Below are 13,699 nucleotides of genomic sequence, written 5' to 3'. Positions count from 1 at the left end.
TCCCCCGCCACCGCGGACGCCGCTCCGGACGCCGCTCTGGCCGCCACCGCGGGCGCTGTCCGCGTCGGACGCGGTCCGGCCGCCCTGCTGACGGCGCTGCGGGAGGCGAAGGGCGGGCTGCTGGTGCTGGCCCTGGCGGTCGGGTGCGGGGCGGGCGCGGGCGCGATCGCGTTCCGCTGGCTGATCGGGACCTTCACCCGCGCGCTGTCCGGCCACACCGACTACTCCGCCGCCGGCCGCGCCGCCAATCCGCACGTGCCCTGGCTCGGGCACTGGTTCGTGCTGCTCGCCCCGGTGCTGGCCGGCCTGGTCTACGGCCCGCTGGTGCAGCGCTTCGCCGGCGAGGCCCGCGGCCACGGCGTCCCCGAGGTGATGTACGCCGTCGCGCGCCGCGGCGGGCGGATCGCGCCGCAGGTCGCCGTGGTGAAGTCGCTGGCGTCCGCGCTGTGCATGGGCGGCGGCGGATCGGTCGGCCGCGAGGGCCCGATCGTGCAGATCGGCTCCGCGCTGGGCTCCACGCTCGGCCGCGCGGTGCGGGTCGCCGAGGACCGGATGCGGGTGCTGGTCGCCTGCGGCGCGGCCGGCGGCATCGCGGCCACCTTCAACGCACCGCTGGCCGGGGTGTTCTTCGCGATGGAGCTGATCCTGCGGGACTTCACCGCCGAGTCGTTCGGCATGGTCGTCCTGGCCTCGGTCACCGCGAGCGTCATCGGCCGCGCCGCGTTCGGCGACGAGCCGTTCCTGCACCTGCCCGCCTTCACCGTGACCCACCTCTCGCAGTACCTGCTCTTCGCCCTGCTCGGCGTACTGGCCGGCGCCGTCGGCGTCGCCTTCACCCGGGTCCTGTACCGGGTGGAGGACGCCTGCGACTGGGCCTGGCGCGGCCCGGAGTGGGCCCGCCCCGCGGTCGGCGGCCTCCTGCTCGGCGGCCTCCTGCTGCTCCTGCCCGAGATGTACGGCGTCGGCTACCCCGTCCTGGAGCGGGCCGTCGGCGGGAAGTACGCGATCGGGTTCCTGGTCGTCCTGCTGCTGGGCAAGATGCTCGCCACCAGCCTGACCATCGGCATCGGCGGCAGCGGCGGGGTCTTCGCGCCCTCGCTGTTCATGGGCGCCATGCTCGGCGCCGCCTACGGTGCCGCCGCCCACCACCTGCTGCCCGGCGGCGCCGGACCGGTCGGCGCCTACGGCCTGATCGGCATGGGCGCCGCCTTCGCCGGCGCGGCCCGCGCCCCGATCACCGCGGTGGTCATCATGTTCGAACTCACCGGCGAGTACACGATCATCCTGCCGCTCATGACCGCGATCGTGCTCGCCACCCTGACCAGCCGCGCCCTGTCCGCCGACACCATCTACACCCTCAAGCTGCGCCGCCGTGGCATCGACCTCGACCAGGCCCCGGGCGACACCGTGCTGGCCGGGATCACCGTGGGCGCCGTGATGGAAGCGGTCCCCCCGCCCCTGGACGGCGCCACCCCGCTCGCCGGCGCCGCCGAGGCGCTGGCCCGCTCCCCGCACGGCGTCCTGCCGGTGACCGCCGACGGCGCCTACCTCGGCACCGCCACCGCCCGTACCGCCGCCGAGACCCTTGCCGACGGCGCCCACGCGGACGCGACCGTGCGGTCCATCACCCACCTGCCGGCGCCCGTCACCGCCGCCACCGACCTGTCCACCGCCCTGGACGCCCTGGTCGGCTCCGAAGGCGCCGGGCTGCCGGTGCTCGACGACGACCGGGCGCACCTGACCGGCTGGATCACCCACCAGGCCGTCCTGCACGCGCTGCGCGGACCGTCGCGGAGCGCCGCCGCGGCCGCCGGCTGAGACGGGACGCCCCGTACGGCGTCCAGGACCCGCCGCGCAAGCCGCGCGCCGGCTCCGGAGCGCGGCCGTCGACGGTCAACCGGCCACCGGGGCGAGCAGTTCCGCCGGCAGGTCCGCGGCGTCGCGCGGAACGATGCAGAGCAGGTGCCCGGCCGGGTCCACGAAGACCTTGAACCGGTCGCCGCCCGGCTGGTGCTCGGACACCTCCGCGCCCAACTCCCGAAGGCGCTGTTCCGCGGCCGCCATGTCGGCCACCGCGAAGTCGAGATGCTGGCGGCGTGCGGCGGCGGGGTCCGGCCAGGCGGGCGCGGCCGGGTTCGCGGTCCGCTGGAAGTCGAGCCGGGCGCCGCCGGTGCCGGTGAGCGCGGCGAAGTCGTGCGCCTCGGTCGCCGCCACCTGCCCGCCGAGAAAACCCTGGTAGAACCGGGCCAGCCGGATCGGATCGGGGCAGTCGAGGGTGATCGCGAGGAGCCGGGCCGCAGGGTGCATGGGCCGAGTCTTCCACCGCCGGCCCGCCCGCGGCAGGCGCCCACGGCCCGTGCCCCGTCTTCTCCGCCGGCCGAGGGGGCCGGTGCCTGCCGGGGACACGGCCGGGGATGTAGAAAGGTGTCCATGGTCGCTTCCCCGTCCGTGCCGGACAACGACGCCGAGGCCATGGTCAGCGCGCTGCTGACCGCCTCGCGGCTCCTGGTCGCCGTTTCCGCCCGCTCGCTCGCGTCGGTCGAGGAGTCCTTGACGCTGCCGCAGTTCCGGATGCTCGTGGCCCTGCACAGCCGCGGACCGCTCAGCCTGTCCGCGCTGGCCGCGGAGTTGGACGTCCAGCCGTCCACCGCGATGCGGATGATCGACCGGCTGGTCGCCGTGGACATGGTCGAACGGGGCACGGTGCCCACCGACCGCCGCACCACGCTGATCTCCCTGACCGCCACCGGGCGCCGCACCGTCACGGAGGCGACCGAGCGCCGCCGCAAGGAGATCGCCCGGATCGTGGACGCGATGCCCGCCGTGCGGCGCCGCGAACTGCTGGGGGCGCTGCACGCCTTCACCGAGGCGGGCGCCGAGCCCGCCGCCAACTCTGCGAGCCTGCCCGCCTGGTGACCCGCCGGGCGCGCGCCGCCCGGCCACCCGCCCGCGCGCGCCGCCCGACCGACCCCCGCCGGAACCGCCGCGGCTACCGCCCGGCCAACCCTTTCAGCAGCCGGACGCGGCCGCCCGCACCTCCTCGAACGCCTGCCGGGCGAGCGTGTCGAAGTCGTCGCCGTCCGACGTGCGGCTCCAGCGGTCGAAGGCCATCGCGGAGGCGAGCGCGCCGAGTTCCGCGGCCACCCGCGCGGTCGTGTCGGGCACCCCGCGCCGCCTGAGCGCGTCGGCCACCGACGCCACGAGGGCGAGGTTCTTCAGCGCCTCGCGCTCCCGCAGTTCGGGGTGGGCGTCGATCACCGCCTGCCGGCGGGCGACGAACGCCCGGCGCTCGGGGGTGAAGACCTCCCGGCCGACCGCGTCCAGCGCGCGGCCGACCGCGTCCAGCGGCGCCGCGCTCTCCGGCGCCGCGGCGATCGCCGCCACCAGCAGCACATCGATCGAGCCGCCGCCGAAGAGCACTTCCCGCTTGTCCTGGAAGTGCCGGAAGAAGGTGCTCTTCCCCAGCCCCGCGCGCTGCGCGATGTCGATCACGGTGGTGTTGTCGTATCCCCGCTCGTCGAACAGCTCCAGTGCGGCGTGCGCGAGCCGTTCGGCGGCATTCGGTTCCCAGCGGGCCATGGGCCCAGTCTACGGGACTCGGTCCCGTCACTCGTGTACCGTAGGTGATGGAACCAAGTCCCATCACTCTCGGTGCAGCACCGGCGGAGGAACGGCGAACCATGAAACGCATCCAGTACCACCAGTACGGCGGGCCCGAGGTCATGCGGCTGGAGGACTTCGAGCCCGCGCGGCCCGGCACCGGCGAGATCCTCGTCCGCGTCCGCGCCGCCGCGGCCAACCCGATGGACTTCGGCATCCGCGAGGGCCGGATGAAGCAGGTGACCGGCCGGCGCTTCCCCCGCGCCATGGGCTACGACTTCGCGGGCGTCGTGGAGGCGGTCGGCGACGGCGTCACCCGGCTGCGGGTGGGCGACGAGGTGCTCGGCGGGACGCCCATCAAGGCCGCGGGCGCGTTCGCCGACGTGGTCGTGGCGCGGGAGAGGGACGTCGTGCACAAGCCCGCGGCGCTGTCGTTCGAGGACGCCGCCGCGGTCCCGACCGTCGGCATCACCGCCCTTCAGGCCCTGATCTCCAAGGGCAGGCTGCGGGCGGGCCACGCCGTGTTCGTGCACAGCTGCCTCGGCGGCGTCGGCCGCTCCGCGGTGCAGATCGCCCTCGCCCGCCAGGCCACGGTCGCGGGCAGCTGCCGCGACAGCGCCGCCGACGAGGCCCGCGCCCTCGGCGTTGAGCCCGTCGTCGGCTTCGACTTCGACCCGGCCCCGCTCGCGCGGCGGTTCGACATCGTGCTCGTCGCCGCCGGCCCCTTGCCGCTGAAGTCCGCCCGGGCGCTGCTCAAGCCCGGCGGCCGGATCGTCAGTGTGCTGCCCACCCCGGCGAACCTCGCCCGGAGCGTCCTGCCCGGTCCGTTCAACGTCGTGATCGCCCGGCCGGTCACCGAGGACATCGAAACGGTCGCCCGGGCGGCCGGCGAGGGCACCCTGCGGCAGCCGATCGCCCGGACCGTCCCGCTGTCCCAGGCGGTCCCGGCGCTCACCGAACTGGAGCAGGGCGGCGCGGGCGCACGCGGCAAGCTGATCATCACTCCAGGCTGAGCCGCGGCCCCGCCCCTGGCGCCGTTGCCGGGACGGCGGCCGGGATGCGTTCCAGGACACCGCCCGCGAACACGTCGTACAGCGGGAGGGTGTTGAGGTGGACGTAGCCGATGTGGCAGTCGCACGCGGTCAGCGGACAGGGGCGCGGGCGCAGGGCGGCCCGGAAGCTGCCGTCGTAGAGGTTGCCGAGCGGTGCGGGCACGAAGTGGCAGCGGCGTACGGTGCCCGCGCCGTCGACGGAGACCACCGACTCACCCGTGCGGCAGGGCAGTCCGGCGCTGGCGTGCGGGTGCCTGCTGTACGGGAAGAGGGGGTCGATGCCGGTCCAGATGCCGGCCTCCTCGTCGGTGTACGCGCGGCCCTCGGCGGCATTGACCCACAGGTAGACGTGGCCGGGCAGGTCGGCGCGCAACCGCCGGGCCGCGTCGAGGTGTTCGGGCTGCCCGACCACGCCGACGCTGAAGCGCACACCGCGCCCGGCCAGGTCGCGGCACTTGCCCAGGAAGCGGTCGTAGGGCGTCTGCCCGGGGTGGTAGGTGCACCACAGGGCGACCGTGTCCAGGTCCGCCGCCTCCAGCCAGTCGGTGCGGCAGCTCAGGTTGGTCTGGATCGCGACGCGCCGGACGTGCGGCAGCCGGGACAGTTCGGTCAGGGCGCGCCGGTACCAGGAGCGGACCAGGCCCTCGCCCCAGGGGGTGAAGAGGATCGACAGCCAGTCTTCGCTGCCCTGCTGCCGCGCCCAGTCGGTGAAGCGCTCGAGCGCGGCCCGGTCGGCGCGCAGTTGCTCCCCGGTGTCGCGGCGCTTGGCGAACGGGCAGTACGGGCAGTCGTAGTCGCAGGAGGCGAGCGGTCCGCGGTAGAGCAGGGTCAGGTCCACCGGGTGCTCACTTCCGCTCGTAGGCGGCCATCGCGGCGCGCACCGCCGGGGAGAACAGGGCCGGGCCGATCGCGTCGGAGTGGGCCAGGCCCTCGGGGGTCAGCCGCAGGGTGGTGCCGTCGTCGGTGAGCCAGCCGCGGTCGGCGAGGCGGTCGAGCACGGCGCCGAAGTGGTCGGCGGGCGCGGCGCCGAACCGGGCCCGGTAGCCGGCGTGTTCGAGCCCGGCGGCCTGGAGCAGCGACTGGAGCAGGTGGCGTCGGCGGGCCTCGCCGGTGTCGATCCGGCGGCCGGTCTCGGCGCGGGCGAAGTCGGCCGCAGGGCGGGCCGCGAAGTCGTCGATGATGCCGCGGATCTGGTGCATGCCCACCGCGTAGTCGAAGGAGTAGTGCAGGCCGGAGGTGTAGGAGCGGGCGCCGCAGCCCAGGCCGATCATGCCGTCGGTCTGGCAGGCGTAGTCGTCGGCGCCCTGGGGCGGGGCGTCGGCGCGGCGGAACATCCGCATGGACTGCTGCGTGTAGCCGTGGGCGAGCAGGTGGTCGCGGCCGGCGCGGTACAGGCGCAGCCGCTGCTCGTCCCAGGCCGGATCGGGGTCCTGCGCGTCCTGCGTGCCGCGGCGGTGCAGGCCCGTCAGCGGGCGGACGTAGAGCGGGTAGAGGTAGAGCTCCTCGGGGCGCCAGGCCAGGGCCGCGTCCAGGGATTCGCGCCAACTGCGGTCGGTCTGGCCGTCGATGCCGTAGATGAGGTCGATGTTCAGCACGGGGATGGCCGCGTCCCGGACCCGGCCGAGGGCGGCCTCGACGTCGGCGCGGCGCTGGGGGCGGACGGCGGCGCGCGCCTCGGTGCCGACGAAGCTCTGCACGCCGAGGCTGAGCCGGGTGGTGCCGCGCTCGGCGAGCACCCGCAGCCGGTCGGCGGTGGCGGTGGCCGGGGACGCCTCGACGGACAGCGGTACGGCCCGCAGGTCGGCGCCCATGTGCTGCTCGGCGATGTCGCACAGCCGGGTCAGCTCGGCGGCGGTCAGGAAGGTGGGGGTGCCGCCGCCGAACGCGGCGGTGGCGAAGCGGGCCCCGTCCTCCAGGGCGGCGCGCACCGCGCCCGCCTGCCGCTCCAGGGCGTCGAGGTAGGCGCCGGTCAGGCCGTCGGGGGCGCCGACCCGGGTGAAGAGGTTGCAGAAGCCGCAGCGGACCTCGCAGAAGGGGATGTGCAGGTAGAGCGAGAGGCTGTGCTGCGGTTCGCCCGTCCACAGGTCGCGCAGCGCGGGCCGGTCGGGCAGCGGCCGGTAGGCGGTCTTGTGCGGATAGGCGTAGACGTAGCTCTGGTAGGGCCCGCCGTCGAGGGCGTCGAGAGCGTCGGGGGTGACGGCGGCGGGGGGTGGGGCGACGGTCATCGGGCGGCCCTACCTTTCAACTCACGGGTGCTGGGGGTCGAGGAAGAAGTGGGCGTACGGCACGGTCCACACCGAGGGGTGGCCCAGACGGTGGCCGGTGTAGCCGTCGTCGCCGTAGGCGGTGCCGTGGTCGGAGCAGACGATCGCGAAGCAGCGGCGCCGGCTGCTCGCGGCGGCGAAGAGCCGCCCGATGTGCCGGTCGACGTACTCCAGCGCGGCGGCGTGGGTGGCGCGGCTGTCCCCGGCGTCGCGCCCGGCGCCGGGCAGGTGGAACCAGTTCGGCTGGTGCAGCGCGGAGACGTTGACGAAGAGGAACAGCCTGCGCTCGGGCGGCAGGGCGCGCACGATGTCCTCGGCGCAGGCGACCTGGTGCTCGAACGAGGTGGGCGAGGTGACGCCGAACTCCTCGGTCCAGTGGGCCTCGTGGAAGAGCCCGGGCAGCACCGAGCCGAGCGGGCCGCGCCGGTTGAAGAAGCCGACCCCGCCCACGCAGGCGGTGTGGTAGCCGGCGGCGGCCAGCCCGGAGACGAGGTCCGGCGTGTCGTAGACGAAGGTGCCGGGCGCGGTGGTCTCGCTCCCGGCGAAGCGCGCGGCGAACAGCCGGGCGTGCGGGCCCGGGGCGGCCGGGGTGGGCAGGAAGCCGGCGAAGATCGCCTGGTGCGAGGCGTAGGTGAAGCTCCCGGGCGCGTGCCGCTCCTCCCACCGCCCGCCGGGGAGGTGCCGGGCCAGGTGCGGGATGCGGCCGCGCGCGGCCAGCTCGGCGGCGACGTCGTGGCGCAGGGTGTCCAGGGTGACCAGCAGGAGGTCGTGGCTGCCGACGACCTCGGTCATGTCCGGCTCAGCGGCCGGCGGGGCGGCGGGCATCCAGGCGTCCTTCGTCGTGCGGGGCGGGCGGGGCGGGCAGGATGGGTGGGGTGGGCCGCGTGGGCAGGAGGTGCCGAGTGCTCGGCGCGGCCGGGTCGTCGGGGTCGGGTGCGGTCGGTGGGCCGGGCGGCTCCTCCAGCAGCGCCCTGACCTGGGCGGCGTAGGTGGTCAGGCCCTCGGCGGGACCGCCGGACAGGCCCGGCAGGCCCGGGAGGAGGTCGCCGAAGGCGTTCACCTCGCCGACGAAGGAGCGGCGCCAGCCGACCGCGGGGAGCAGGTCGACGCCGACGCACAGGGTGCGCGGGAAGCAGGCGGCGGCGCGCTCGCACACGTCGAGGAAGTCGCCCCAGCTCGCGCCGGACGCCTCCACCGCGGCGCGGGCGGCGGCGAGGTCGCCGCGCCGCCCGCCGAGGTGGAGGTTGGTCAGCGGGGACCGGCTGGTGCGCACCACCGCGTGGGTGGCGCGGCCGCCGACCACGACGACGCGCAGGTCCGCGGCGCGCCCGGACTGGGACGCCTTGGGCAGCCAGCGCTCCAGGTGCAGGCCGTCGGGGGCGAGCGCGTCGACGATCGCGGCGATGTCGGCCTCGTCCTCGTACCGGCGCACCTTCAGGGAGTTGTGCAGATGGCCGTCGGCGCCGCGCTCCACGGAGGTGGTGGCCCGTATCCGCCCGCCGCCCGCGGTTTCCACGGCCAGCACCCCGGACGCGGAGGAGCCGTGTGCGGGTTTGACGAACAGCCGCGGCATGCGGTGCTCGCGGACGGCCGTGCGCACGTCGTCCCAGCCGCGGACCGGGGCCGCGCCGGGCCCGGAGGTCGGCGAGTCCGGGACCGGTATCCCGGCGGCGCGCAGTACCGCGTGGCAGCGCCGCTTGTCGAACAGCACGGCGAGGTCGGCCGGGTCGTCCAGCCGCCGTCCGCCGCGCAGCCCGGCGACGGCGGCCAGGAACCCGGTGTACCAGCGGGCGGAGCCGTCCACCCGCGTGGCGGCGTGGCCCGCGCCGCGCAGCCGCCGGTCGACCTCGGCGTCCTCCCCCGGCGAGTCGAGCCGTACGACCTCGCGCGGGTCGAAGTCGGCGCCGCCGTCGCGCAGGACGTCGCGCCAGGCGACGACGCGCGGGGCGGGCAGCCCGGCGGCCCGGACGGCGTCCGCGAAGAGCGTGACGCGCCGGTTCTCCGGGTTGCCGACGACCGCGAGGCGCGGTGCGGCCCTGCTCGCCGGGGAGGCCATCACTCGCCCACGGAGACGTAGCGCCAGACGGTGCCGTCGCTCTCGCGGTCCTCGTCGGCGTCGTCGGCGTCGACGTCCACCTCGACGCCGGACGGGCGCAGGGTGTCGGTCAGCCGCTCCCGCATCGGGTCGCTCAGGTAGTTGTGGTGCAGGTCGAGCGTGGTGAGGTGGGTCAGCGGCTGGCCGGCCAGCAGCGCGCCGGCGCCCTCGTCGGTCAGGACGCCCATGGACAGGTCCAGCACCTCCAGTCGGGCCACGACCGGCGCCGCGGCGACCGCCGCCGCGACCGCGTCCTGCATCTCGCTGTTGCGCAGGGCGAGGTGGCGCAGCTTCGGGAAGCGGACGCCGGACAGGATGCCCTCCAGGTCGGACACCTCGCTGTCGCCGCCGTAGTCGGGGGTGCCGAGCCACAGGTCCAGGTGCTCCAGCGCCGGCAGGTCGCTGGCGCCGACGCCGCGCACCACCTGGGCGGGCAGCCCGCCGGTCTCCATCACCAGCCGGCGCAGGGCGGCGTGCTCGACGGCGGGGAACTCCAGTTCCGTGCCGCCGCGCACGCCCAGCTCCAGCAGCTCGGGGTAGGCGGCCAGCACCGGGGTGACGTCGCCCTGGTGTATCCAGGAGATCTCGCACTCCTCCATCACCATGTCGCCGATGAACACCGCGCGCAGGGCGGGGAAGCGGTCGCGGGCGCCGGCCAGCGCCTCCACGACGGGGTCGGACGAGCTGTCGTACGCCTCCTCCCAGGCGCCCACGATCAGCGCCTTGACCCGGGTGGTGTCGACGGCGCCGCAGAAGCGGGCGAAGGCGCCGTGCCAGTCCTCGTCGGAGTCGTACACCTCGCCGCGGACGCGCCAGGCGACCGTGTCGGGGCCCGGGAGGCCGGCCACGGGCGCGTCGGGGCCCGGGAAGTCGAAGGCGGGCAGCCCGTGCAGCTCGTCGAGGTGGTCGCCGATGGTCATGCGCCTGCTCCTGTGCGGAAGATCCGGGTGGTGCCTGGTGCCCGCAGTTGTACCAACCGGGTCTGACAACAGCCGTGCAGGGGTGGTCCGGCGGGTGCCGGGCGGGCGAACGGGCGCGGCGCCGCGGGCGGTTGGCGGCTGTCTTGCCGTCAACCGCCGCCGGCCGCTGCCGCCGGCCGTTGCCGCCGGCCGTTGTCAGTGCCCGGCCCTAGGGTCGAAGACAGATGGCCGGCGCGCGGTGCGCCGCCTTGGGGAGGAGGTGTGCCGTGTACCGGCAGGGAGACGTGCTGATGGTGCCCGTGGCGGCGGAGGCGCTGCCCGCCCACGTTGGCGCGGCCGACCGGGAGCCGCGGGACGCGCGCGGCCGGCTGGTGCTGGCGCTGGGCGAGGTCACCGGTCACGCCCACGCGGTGGTCGGGCCGGGCGAACTGGTCCGGGAGCCGGGTCCGTTCGGGCCGTTCCTGCTCCATCTGCCGCAGGGCGGCCGGGTGGTGCACGAGGAGCACGCGACGATCACGCTGCCGCGCGGCTGGTTCCGGGTGATCCGTCAGCGGGAGTACGTACCGGGGTCGGTGCGGATCGTCGCGGACTGAGCGGGGCGCGGGCACGCGCGTCGCACGCCGTCAGGCATCGGATCTGGCGTCGGATCAGGTATCGGCATCAGGCAGCAGGCATCGGGATCGGGGCAGAGCAGGGGATGGACGGGAACGCGATGAGCATGGTGGACGCGGTGGGGACGGCGACGGACCCGGCGGGCGTGGTGGGGCAAGTGGCCCCGGTGGGTAGCGCGGCGGGCGAGGGCGCGCCGGGCGACCCGGTGCGGGTCTGGCGGGAGTACGCCTCGGCGACCGGCCCGGCCGACCGGGCGGCCGCCGAGCGCGGGATACGGCTCGCCTACACGCGGGCCGGGCTGCCGCAGCCGCGGGAGATCCGCTGGGTCGGCTCGCCGCGCGAGGCCGTCGATGTGCTGCGCGCCCTGCCGGACGCCGGTCCCAGCCTGCGCGAGCAGATCCGTACGGCCCCGTGGGCGGCCGAACGCGCCCGGCTGCACACCGAGTTGGGCGCGGCGGGCTGGTCGGCGCACTGGGGTGCGAGCGGCGGGCGGCTGTGGGCGGCGACGCAGGCGCTGGTCGACCGCGTCCGGGAAGGCGTCGTCGAGGACGTCACCGGGGTCGCCCCGACCGCGCCCGGCGGGGCGACCGGGGGCGCCGCGGGGCTTCCGCGGGAGGAGCGGGCGGCGTACGAACGGGTGGCGACCGAGGTCCGGCTGCTGATGCTCGACGCGGTGCTCGGCCAGCACGACGCCCCGTGGCTGGCGGCCTTCCCGGCGGACCTGCCCCCGCTGGACGGGCTCGCCCAGGTGTGCCGCCACGCCGGCTGGTGGTGGCCGTTCGCGCGGGTCGCGGTGGTGAGCGAGCGCCCGGTCGCCCTGCACCGCGACGAGGCCGGGCGCCTGGACCACGGCGCGGGCCCCGCGCTCGCCTACCCCGACGGGTTCGCCCTCCACGCGTGGCGCGGCATGCCGGTGCCCGCGTCGTTCCTGGCGGAGTTGGGCGCCCTCACGCCGGACCGCATCCGCGCGGAGGAGAACGCCGAACTGCGGCGGGTGATGCTGGAGTACTACGGCTACGACCGGTACCTCGCCGAGTCCGGCGCCCGCCCGGTGCACCGCGACGAGACGGGCGTGCTGTGGCGGATCGACCTCACCGGCGACGAGCCGGTGGTGATGGTGGAGGTGGTCAACTCCACCCCGGAGCCGGACGGCACCCACCGCACGTACTGGCTGCGGGTGCCGCCCTCGACCCGCACCGCCCGGGAGGGCGTCGCCTGGACCTTCGGGGTGGCCGCGGAGGCGTACGAACCGATGCAGCAGACCTGACCCGGGCCGGGCGTCCGTTCAGCGCCGTACGAGGCCGGGCCGTACCGGGTCGTGGCCCGCGCGCATCCCGGCCACCGCGCACCCGCACAGCAGGACGACGAGCGCGGTCAGCGGCGCGGTCCAGCCGCCGGTGGCGCCGTGCAGGGCGGCCGCGAGCACCGGGCCGGTGGCGGCGAGCAGGAAGCCGCAGGTCTGGGCCATGGTGGACAGGGCCGTGACGTGGTCGCGGTCCGTCCCGCGGTGGGAGTAGAGCACGCCGGGCAGCGCCTGCCCGGCGCCGAGCCCCATCCCGAGGACCGCCACCCACACCGTCCAGCTGCCGGCGGGGGCGAGCAGCAGCCCGGTGAAGCCGGCGGCGCAGGCCAGGGCGGTGCCGAGGATGTGCGGGCGCTGGTCGGCGCGTTTGGCCGCGAGCACCGGCGCGACGAACCCGCCGACGGCGACACCGCAGATCAGCAGCGCTTGGCCGGAGCCCGCGGCGCCGCTGGCGACGCCGGACCGCACCAGGATCGAGGGCAGCCAGGCGAGCGTGGTGTAGAAGGCGAGGGTCTGGACACCGAAGAAGGCGGTCAGGCTCCAGGCGACCGCGGTGCGCGCCACGTGCGGCCGTTCGCTGTGCCGGGTGCCGGTGACGGCGGGGGTGGGGGGCTGTGCCGGGCGGGGGCGGTCGCGCGCCGGCGCGGTCATCCCGGCGGCGGCCAGCACCGCGGGCACCACCGCCAGGCCGATCGCGGGCTGCCAACTGCCGGTCGCGCGGGCGACGGGCACCACCAGGGCCGCGACCAGCGCCGAACCGGTGCCCATCGCCAGGGCGTAGACGCCCATCATCGTGCCGACGCGCTCCCGCGGGAAGCGGGTGCGCACCAGGACCGGGATGAGCACATTGACGACGGCGGTGGCCGCGCTGACCACGACGGTGCCGGCGAACAGCCCGCCCATGCCGCACATCCGCAGCACCGCGCCGGCCACCACCACCAGCGCAGCCCACCACAGGCCGCGCTCCTCGCCGAGCCGCCGCCGCACCGCGCCCGCGAGCGGCGCGAACGCGCCCATGCACAGCGGCGGCAGCAGTCCCAGCAGGGAGACCGTGGCCTGGCTGAAGCCCGCGACCGGGGCGAGCGGCCCGACCTGCCCGAACGCGACACGGGTGTTCAGGCTCATCAGCACGAAGCCGACGACGAGCAGCGCGCCGGCGCCCTTGGCGGACGGCGGCGCGGTGCGCCCGCGCGGCGCGGCGGCGGTGGCGTCTTCGGCGGCGGCACCGGCGGCCGCGGCGGAGCTGGTGGTCGCGGCGGGCGGCGGGGACGCGGACACGGCAGGAGCCTCCAGGCGCTCGGGTGGTTCGGTTACGCTGGTGACCACCCTGCGCGCTCAAGCGGACTTGAGCGCAAGGCCGTCGTCCCGGGAGGTGCGCATGCCGCGCCAGCTGTACTCGATCAGCGAGGTCGCCCGCGCCTTCGGGGTCTCGGTGCCGACACTGCGCTACTACGAGGAGCGCGGACTGATCCGTCCCGCGGCCCGGCGCGGCCGGGTGCGCCACTACGACCGGGCGGCCCTGGAGCGCCTGGCGTACGCGCAGCAGTGGCACGACGACGGCATGATGTCGCTGGCCGACACCGCGGCCGTGATGTCCAGCGCGCACGCGCCCGAGCGGCACGCGCTCATCGCCGCCGAGTACGGCGCGATGCAGGAGCGGATCGAACGGCTCACCCGGGCCGCCGCCCTGCTGCGGCACATGATGGACTGCCCGTCGGACCACCCGCTGAGCTGTCCGGTGACCGGCGCCGAGATCCGCGCCCGCGTCGACGCGGCCCTGACCGCCGCGGACCTGCCGCCGAGCTGACCGGCGCCGACTGGTGCCCGCCCCGGGCGCGGCGGCCCGGGGCGGG

Annotated in this window: 14 protein-coding genes; 6 read left to right on the top strand and 8 right to left on the bottom strand. The window is 76.0% G+C overall.

Going from position 1 to position 13,699, the window contains the following annotated elements:
• Positions 1-120: 120 nt before the first annotated feature.
• The gene (locus AC3EVP_RS05870; RefSeq protein ID WP_435127371.1) at positions 121-1,818 is read left to right on the top strand and encodes a chloride channel protein; all 1,698 of its coding nucleotides are present in this window, start codon (positions 121-123) and stop codon (positions 1,816-1,818) included.
• Between the two features lie 75 nt (positions 1,819-1,893).
• Here AC3EVP_RS05870 and AC3EVP_RS05865 read toward each other — a convergent pair whose 3' ends face one another.
• A complete protein-coding gene (locus AC3EVP_RS05865; RefSeq protein ID WP_435126856.1) occupies positions 1,894-2,307 on the bottom strand; it encodes a VOC family protein in 414 nt (137 codons plus the stop codon).
• Positions 2,308-2,430: 123 nt separating this feature from the next.
• Here AC3EVP_RS05865 and AC3EVP_RS05860 point away from each other — a divergent pair, with 123 nt between their 5' ends.
• Positions 2,431-2,916, top strand: coding sequence for a MarR family winged helix-turn-helix transcriptional regulator (locus AC3EVP_RS05860; protein ID WP_435126854.1), 486 nt, complete (start codon positions 2,431-2,433; stop codon positions 2,914-2,916).
• Positions 2,917-3,009: 93 nt separating this feature from the next.
• On the opposite strand, the gene AC3EVP_RS05855 is transcribed toward AC3EVP_RS05860, so the two are convergent.
• A complete protein-coding gene (locus AC3EVP_RS05855; RefSeq protein ID WP_435126852.1) occupies positions 3,010-3,579 on the bottom strand; it encodes a TetR/AcrR family transcriptional regulator in 570 nt (189 codons plus the stop codon).
• A gap of 101 nt (positions 3,580-3,680) precedes the next feature.
• Between AC3EVP_RS05855 and AC3EVP_RS05850 the strand changes: the two genes are divergently transcribed.
• Positions 3,681-4,613, top strand: a complete 933-nt coding sequence (locus AC3EVP_RS05850) for an NADP-dependent oxidoreductase (RefSeq protein ID WP_435126850.1) — start codon at positions 3,681-3,683, stop codon at positions 4,611-4,613.
• Here the strand turns inward: AC3EVP_RS05850 and AC3EVP_RS05845 are convergent.
• Genes AC3EVP_RS05845 through AC3EVP_RS05825 form a run of 5 tightly spaced genes read right to left on the bottom strand, consistent with a single transcriptional unit; the run spans position 4,600 to position 9,931 of the window.
• Positions 4,600-5,490, bottom strand: coding sequence for an STM4011 family radical SAM protein (locus AC3EVP_RS05845; protein WP_435126848.1), 891 nt, complete (start codon positions 5,488-5,490; stop codon positions 4,600-4,602). The two genes, AC3EVP_RS05850 and AC3EVP_RS05845, sit on opposite strands and share 14 nt — an antisense overlap.
• Before the next feature lie 7 nt (positions 5,491-5,497).
• A complete protein-coding gene (locus AC3EVP_RS05840; RefSeq protein WP_435126846.1) occupies positions 5,498-6,877 on the bottom strand; it encodes an STM4012 family radical SAM protein in 1,380 nt (459 codons plus the stop codon).
• A gap of 21 nt (positions 6,878-6,898) precedes the next feature.
• On the bottom strand, positions 6,899-7,708 hold the full coding sequence (locus AC3EVP_RS05835) for an STM4013/SEN3800 family hydrolase (RefSeq protein ID WP_435127369.1): 810 nt from the start codon (positions 7,706-7,708) through the stop codon (positions 6,899-6,901).
• A gap of 7 nt (positions 7,709-7,715) precedes the next feature.
• Positions 7,716-8,972, bottom strand: coding sequence for an STM4014 family protein (locus AC3EVP_RS05830; protein WP_435126844.1), 1,257 nt, complete (start codon positions 8,970-8,972; stop codon positions 7,716-7,718).
• Complete coding sequence (locus tag AC3EVP_RS05825) at positions 8,972-9,931, bottom strand: STM4015 family protein (RefSeq protein WP_335972597.1); 960 nt, start codon at positions 9,929-9,931, stop codon at positions 8,972-8,974. Before AC3EVP_RS05825 ends, AC3EVP_RS05830 begins: the two co-directional genes overlap by 1 nt.
• 266 nt (positions 9,932-10,197) lie before the next feature.
• Here AC3EVP_RS05825 and AC3EVP_RS05820 point away from each other — a divergent pair, with 266 nt between their 5' ends.
• The gene (locus AC3EVP_RS05820; protein ID WP_435126841.1) at positions 10,198-10,524 is read left to right on the top strand and encodes a hypothetical protein; all 327 of its coding nucleotides are present in this window, start codon (positions 10,198-10,200) and stop codon (positions 10,522-10,524) included.
• A 104-nt stretch (positions 10,525-10,628) separates the two neighbouring features.
• Positions 10,629-11,810: a DUF6745 domain-containing protein gene (locus AC3EVP_RS05815; protein ID WP_435126839.1), complete on the top strand. Its 1,182-nt coding sequence runs from the start codon at positions 10,629-10,631 to the stop codon at positions 11,808-11,810.
• 18 nt (positions 11,811-11,828) lie between these two features.
• On the opposite strand, the gene AC3EVP_RS05810 is transcribed toward AC3EVP_RS05815, so the two are convergent.
• Positions 11,829-13,124, bottom strand: coding sequence for an MFS transporter (locus tag AC3EVP_RS05810; RefSeq protein WP_435126837.1), 1,296 nt, complete (start codon positions 13,122-13,124; stop codon positions 11,829-11,831).
• A gap of 100 nt (positions 13,125-13,224) precedes the next feature.
• On the opposite strand from AC3EVP_RS05810, the gene AC3EVP_RS05805 reads away from it, so the two are divergent.
• Complete coding sequence (locus AC3EVP_RS05805; RefSeq protein ID WP_435126835.1) at positions 13,225-13,653, top strand: MerR family transcriptional regulator; 429 nt, start codon at positions 13,225-13,227, stop codon at positions 13,651-13,653.
• The last annotated feature ends 46 nt before the right edge of the window (positions 13,654-13,699 follow it).

This window comes from Actinacidiphila sp. bgisy144 (genome assembly GCF_057708105.1).
This window is presented reverse-complemented; position numbering and strand designations above follow the sequence as displayed.

What these genes read in the sequence shown, in the direction of transcription:
- AC3EVP_RS05825 (WP_335972597.1), bottom strand. Translation starts at nt 9,931, where the DNA reads ATGACCATCGGCGACCACCTCGACGAGCTGCACGGGCTGCCCGCCTTC.
- AC3EVP_RS05830 (WP_435126844.1), bottom strand. Translation starts at nt 8,972, where the DNA reads ATGGCCTCCCCGGCGAGCAGGGCCGCACCGCGCCTCGCGGTCGTCGGC.
- AC3EVP_RS05805 (WP_435126835.1), top strand. Translation starts at nt 13,225, where the DNA reads ATGCCGCGCCAGCTGTACTCGATCAGCGAGGTCGCCCGCGCCTTCGGG.
- AC3EVP_RS05850 (WP_435126850.1), top strand. Translation starts at nt 3,681, where the DNA reads ATGAAACGCATCCAGTACCACCAGTACGGCGGGCCCGAGGTCATGCGG.
- AC3EVP_RS05835 (WP_435127369.1), bottom strand. Translation starts at nt 7,708, where the DNA reads ATGACCGAGGTCGTCGGCAGCCACGACCTCCTGCTGGTCACCCTGGAC.
- AC3EVP_RS05860 (WP_435126854.1), top strand. Translation starts at nt 2,431, where the DNA reads ATGGTCGCTTCCCCGTCCGTGCCGGACAACGACGCCGAGGCCATGGTC.
- AC3EVP_RS05865 (WP_435126856.1), bottom strand. Translation starts at nt 2,307, where the DNA reads ATGCACCCTGCGGCCCGGCTCCTCGCGATCACCCTCGACTGCCCCGAT.
- AC3EVP_RS05840 (WP_435126846.1), bottom strand. Translation starts at nt 6,877, where the DNA reads ATGACCGTCGCCCCACCCCCCGCCGCCGTCACCCCCGACGCTCTCGAC.
- AC3EVP_RS05855 (WP_435126852.1), bottom strand. Translation starts at nt 3,579, where the DNA reads ATGGCCCGCTGGGAACCGAATGCCGCCGAACGGCTCGCGCACGCCGCA.
- AC3EVP_RS05815 (WP_435126839.1), top strand. Translation starts at nt 10,629, where the DNA reads ATGGACGGGAACGCGATGAGCATGGTGGACGCGGTGGGGACGGCGACG.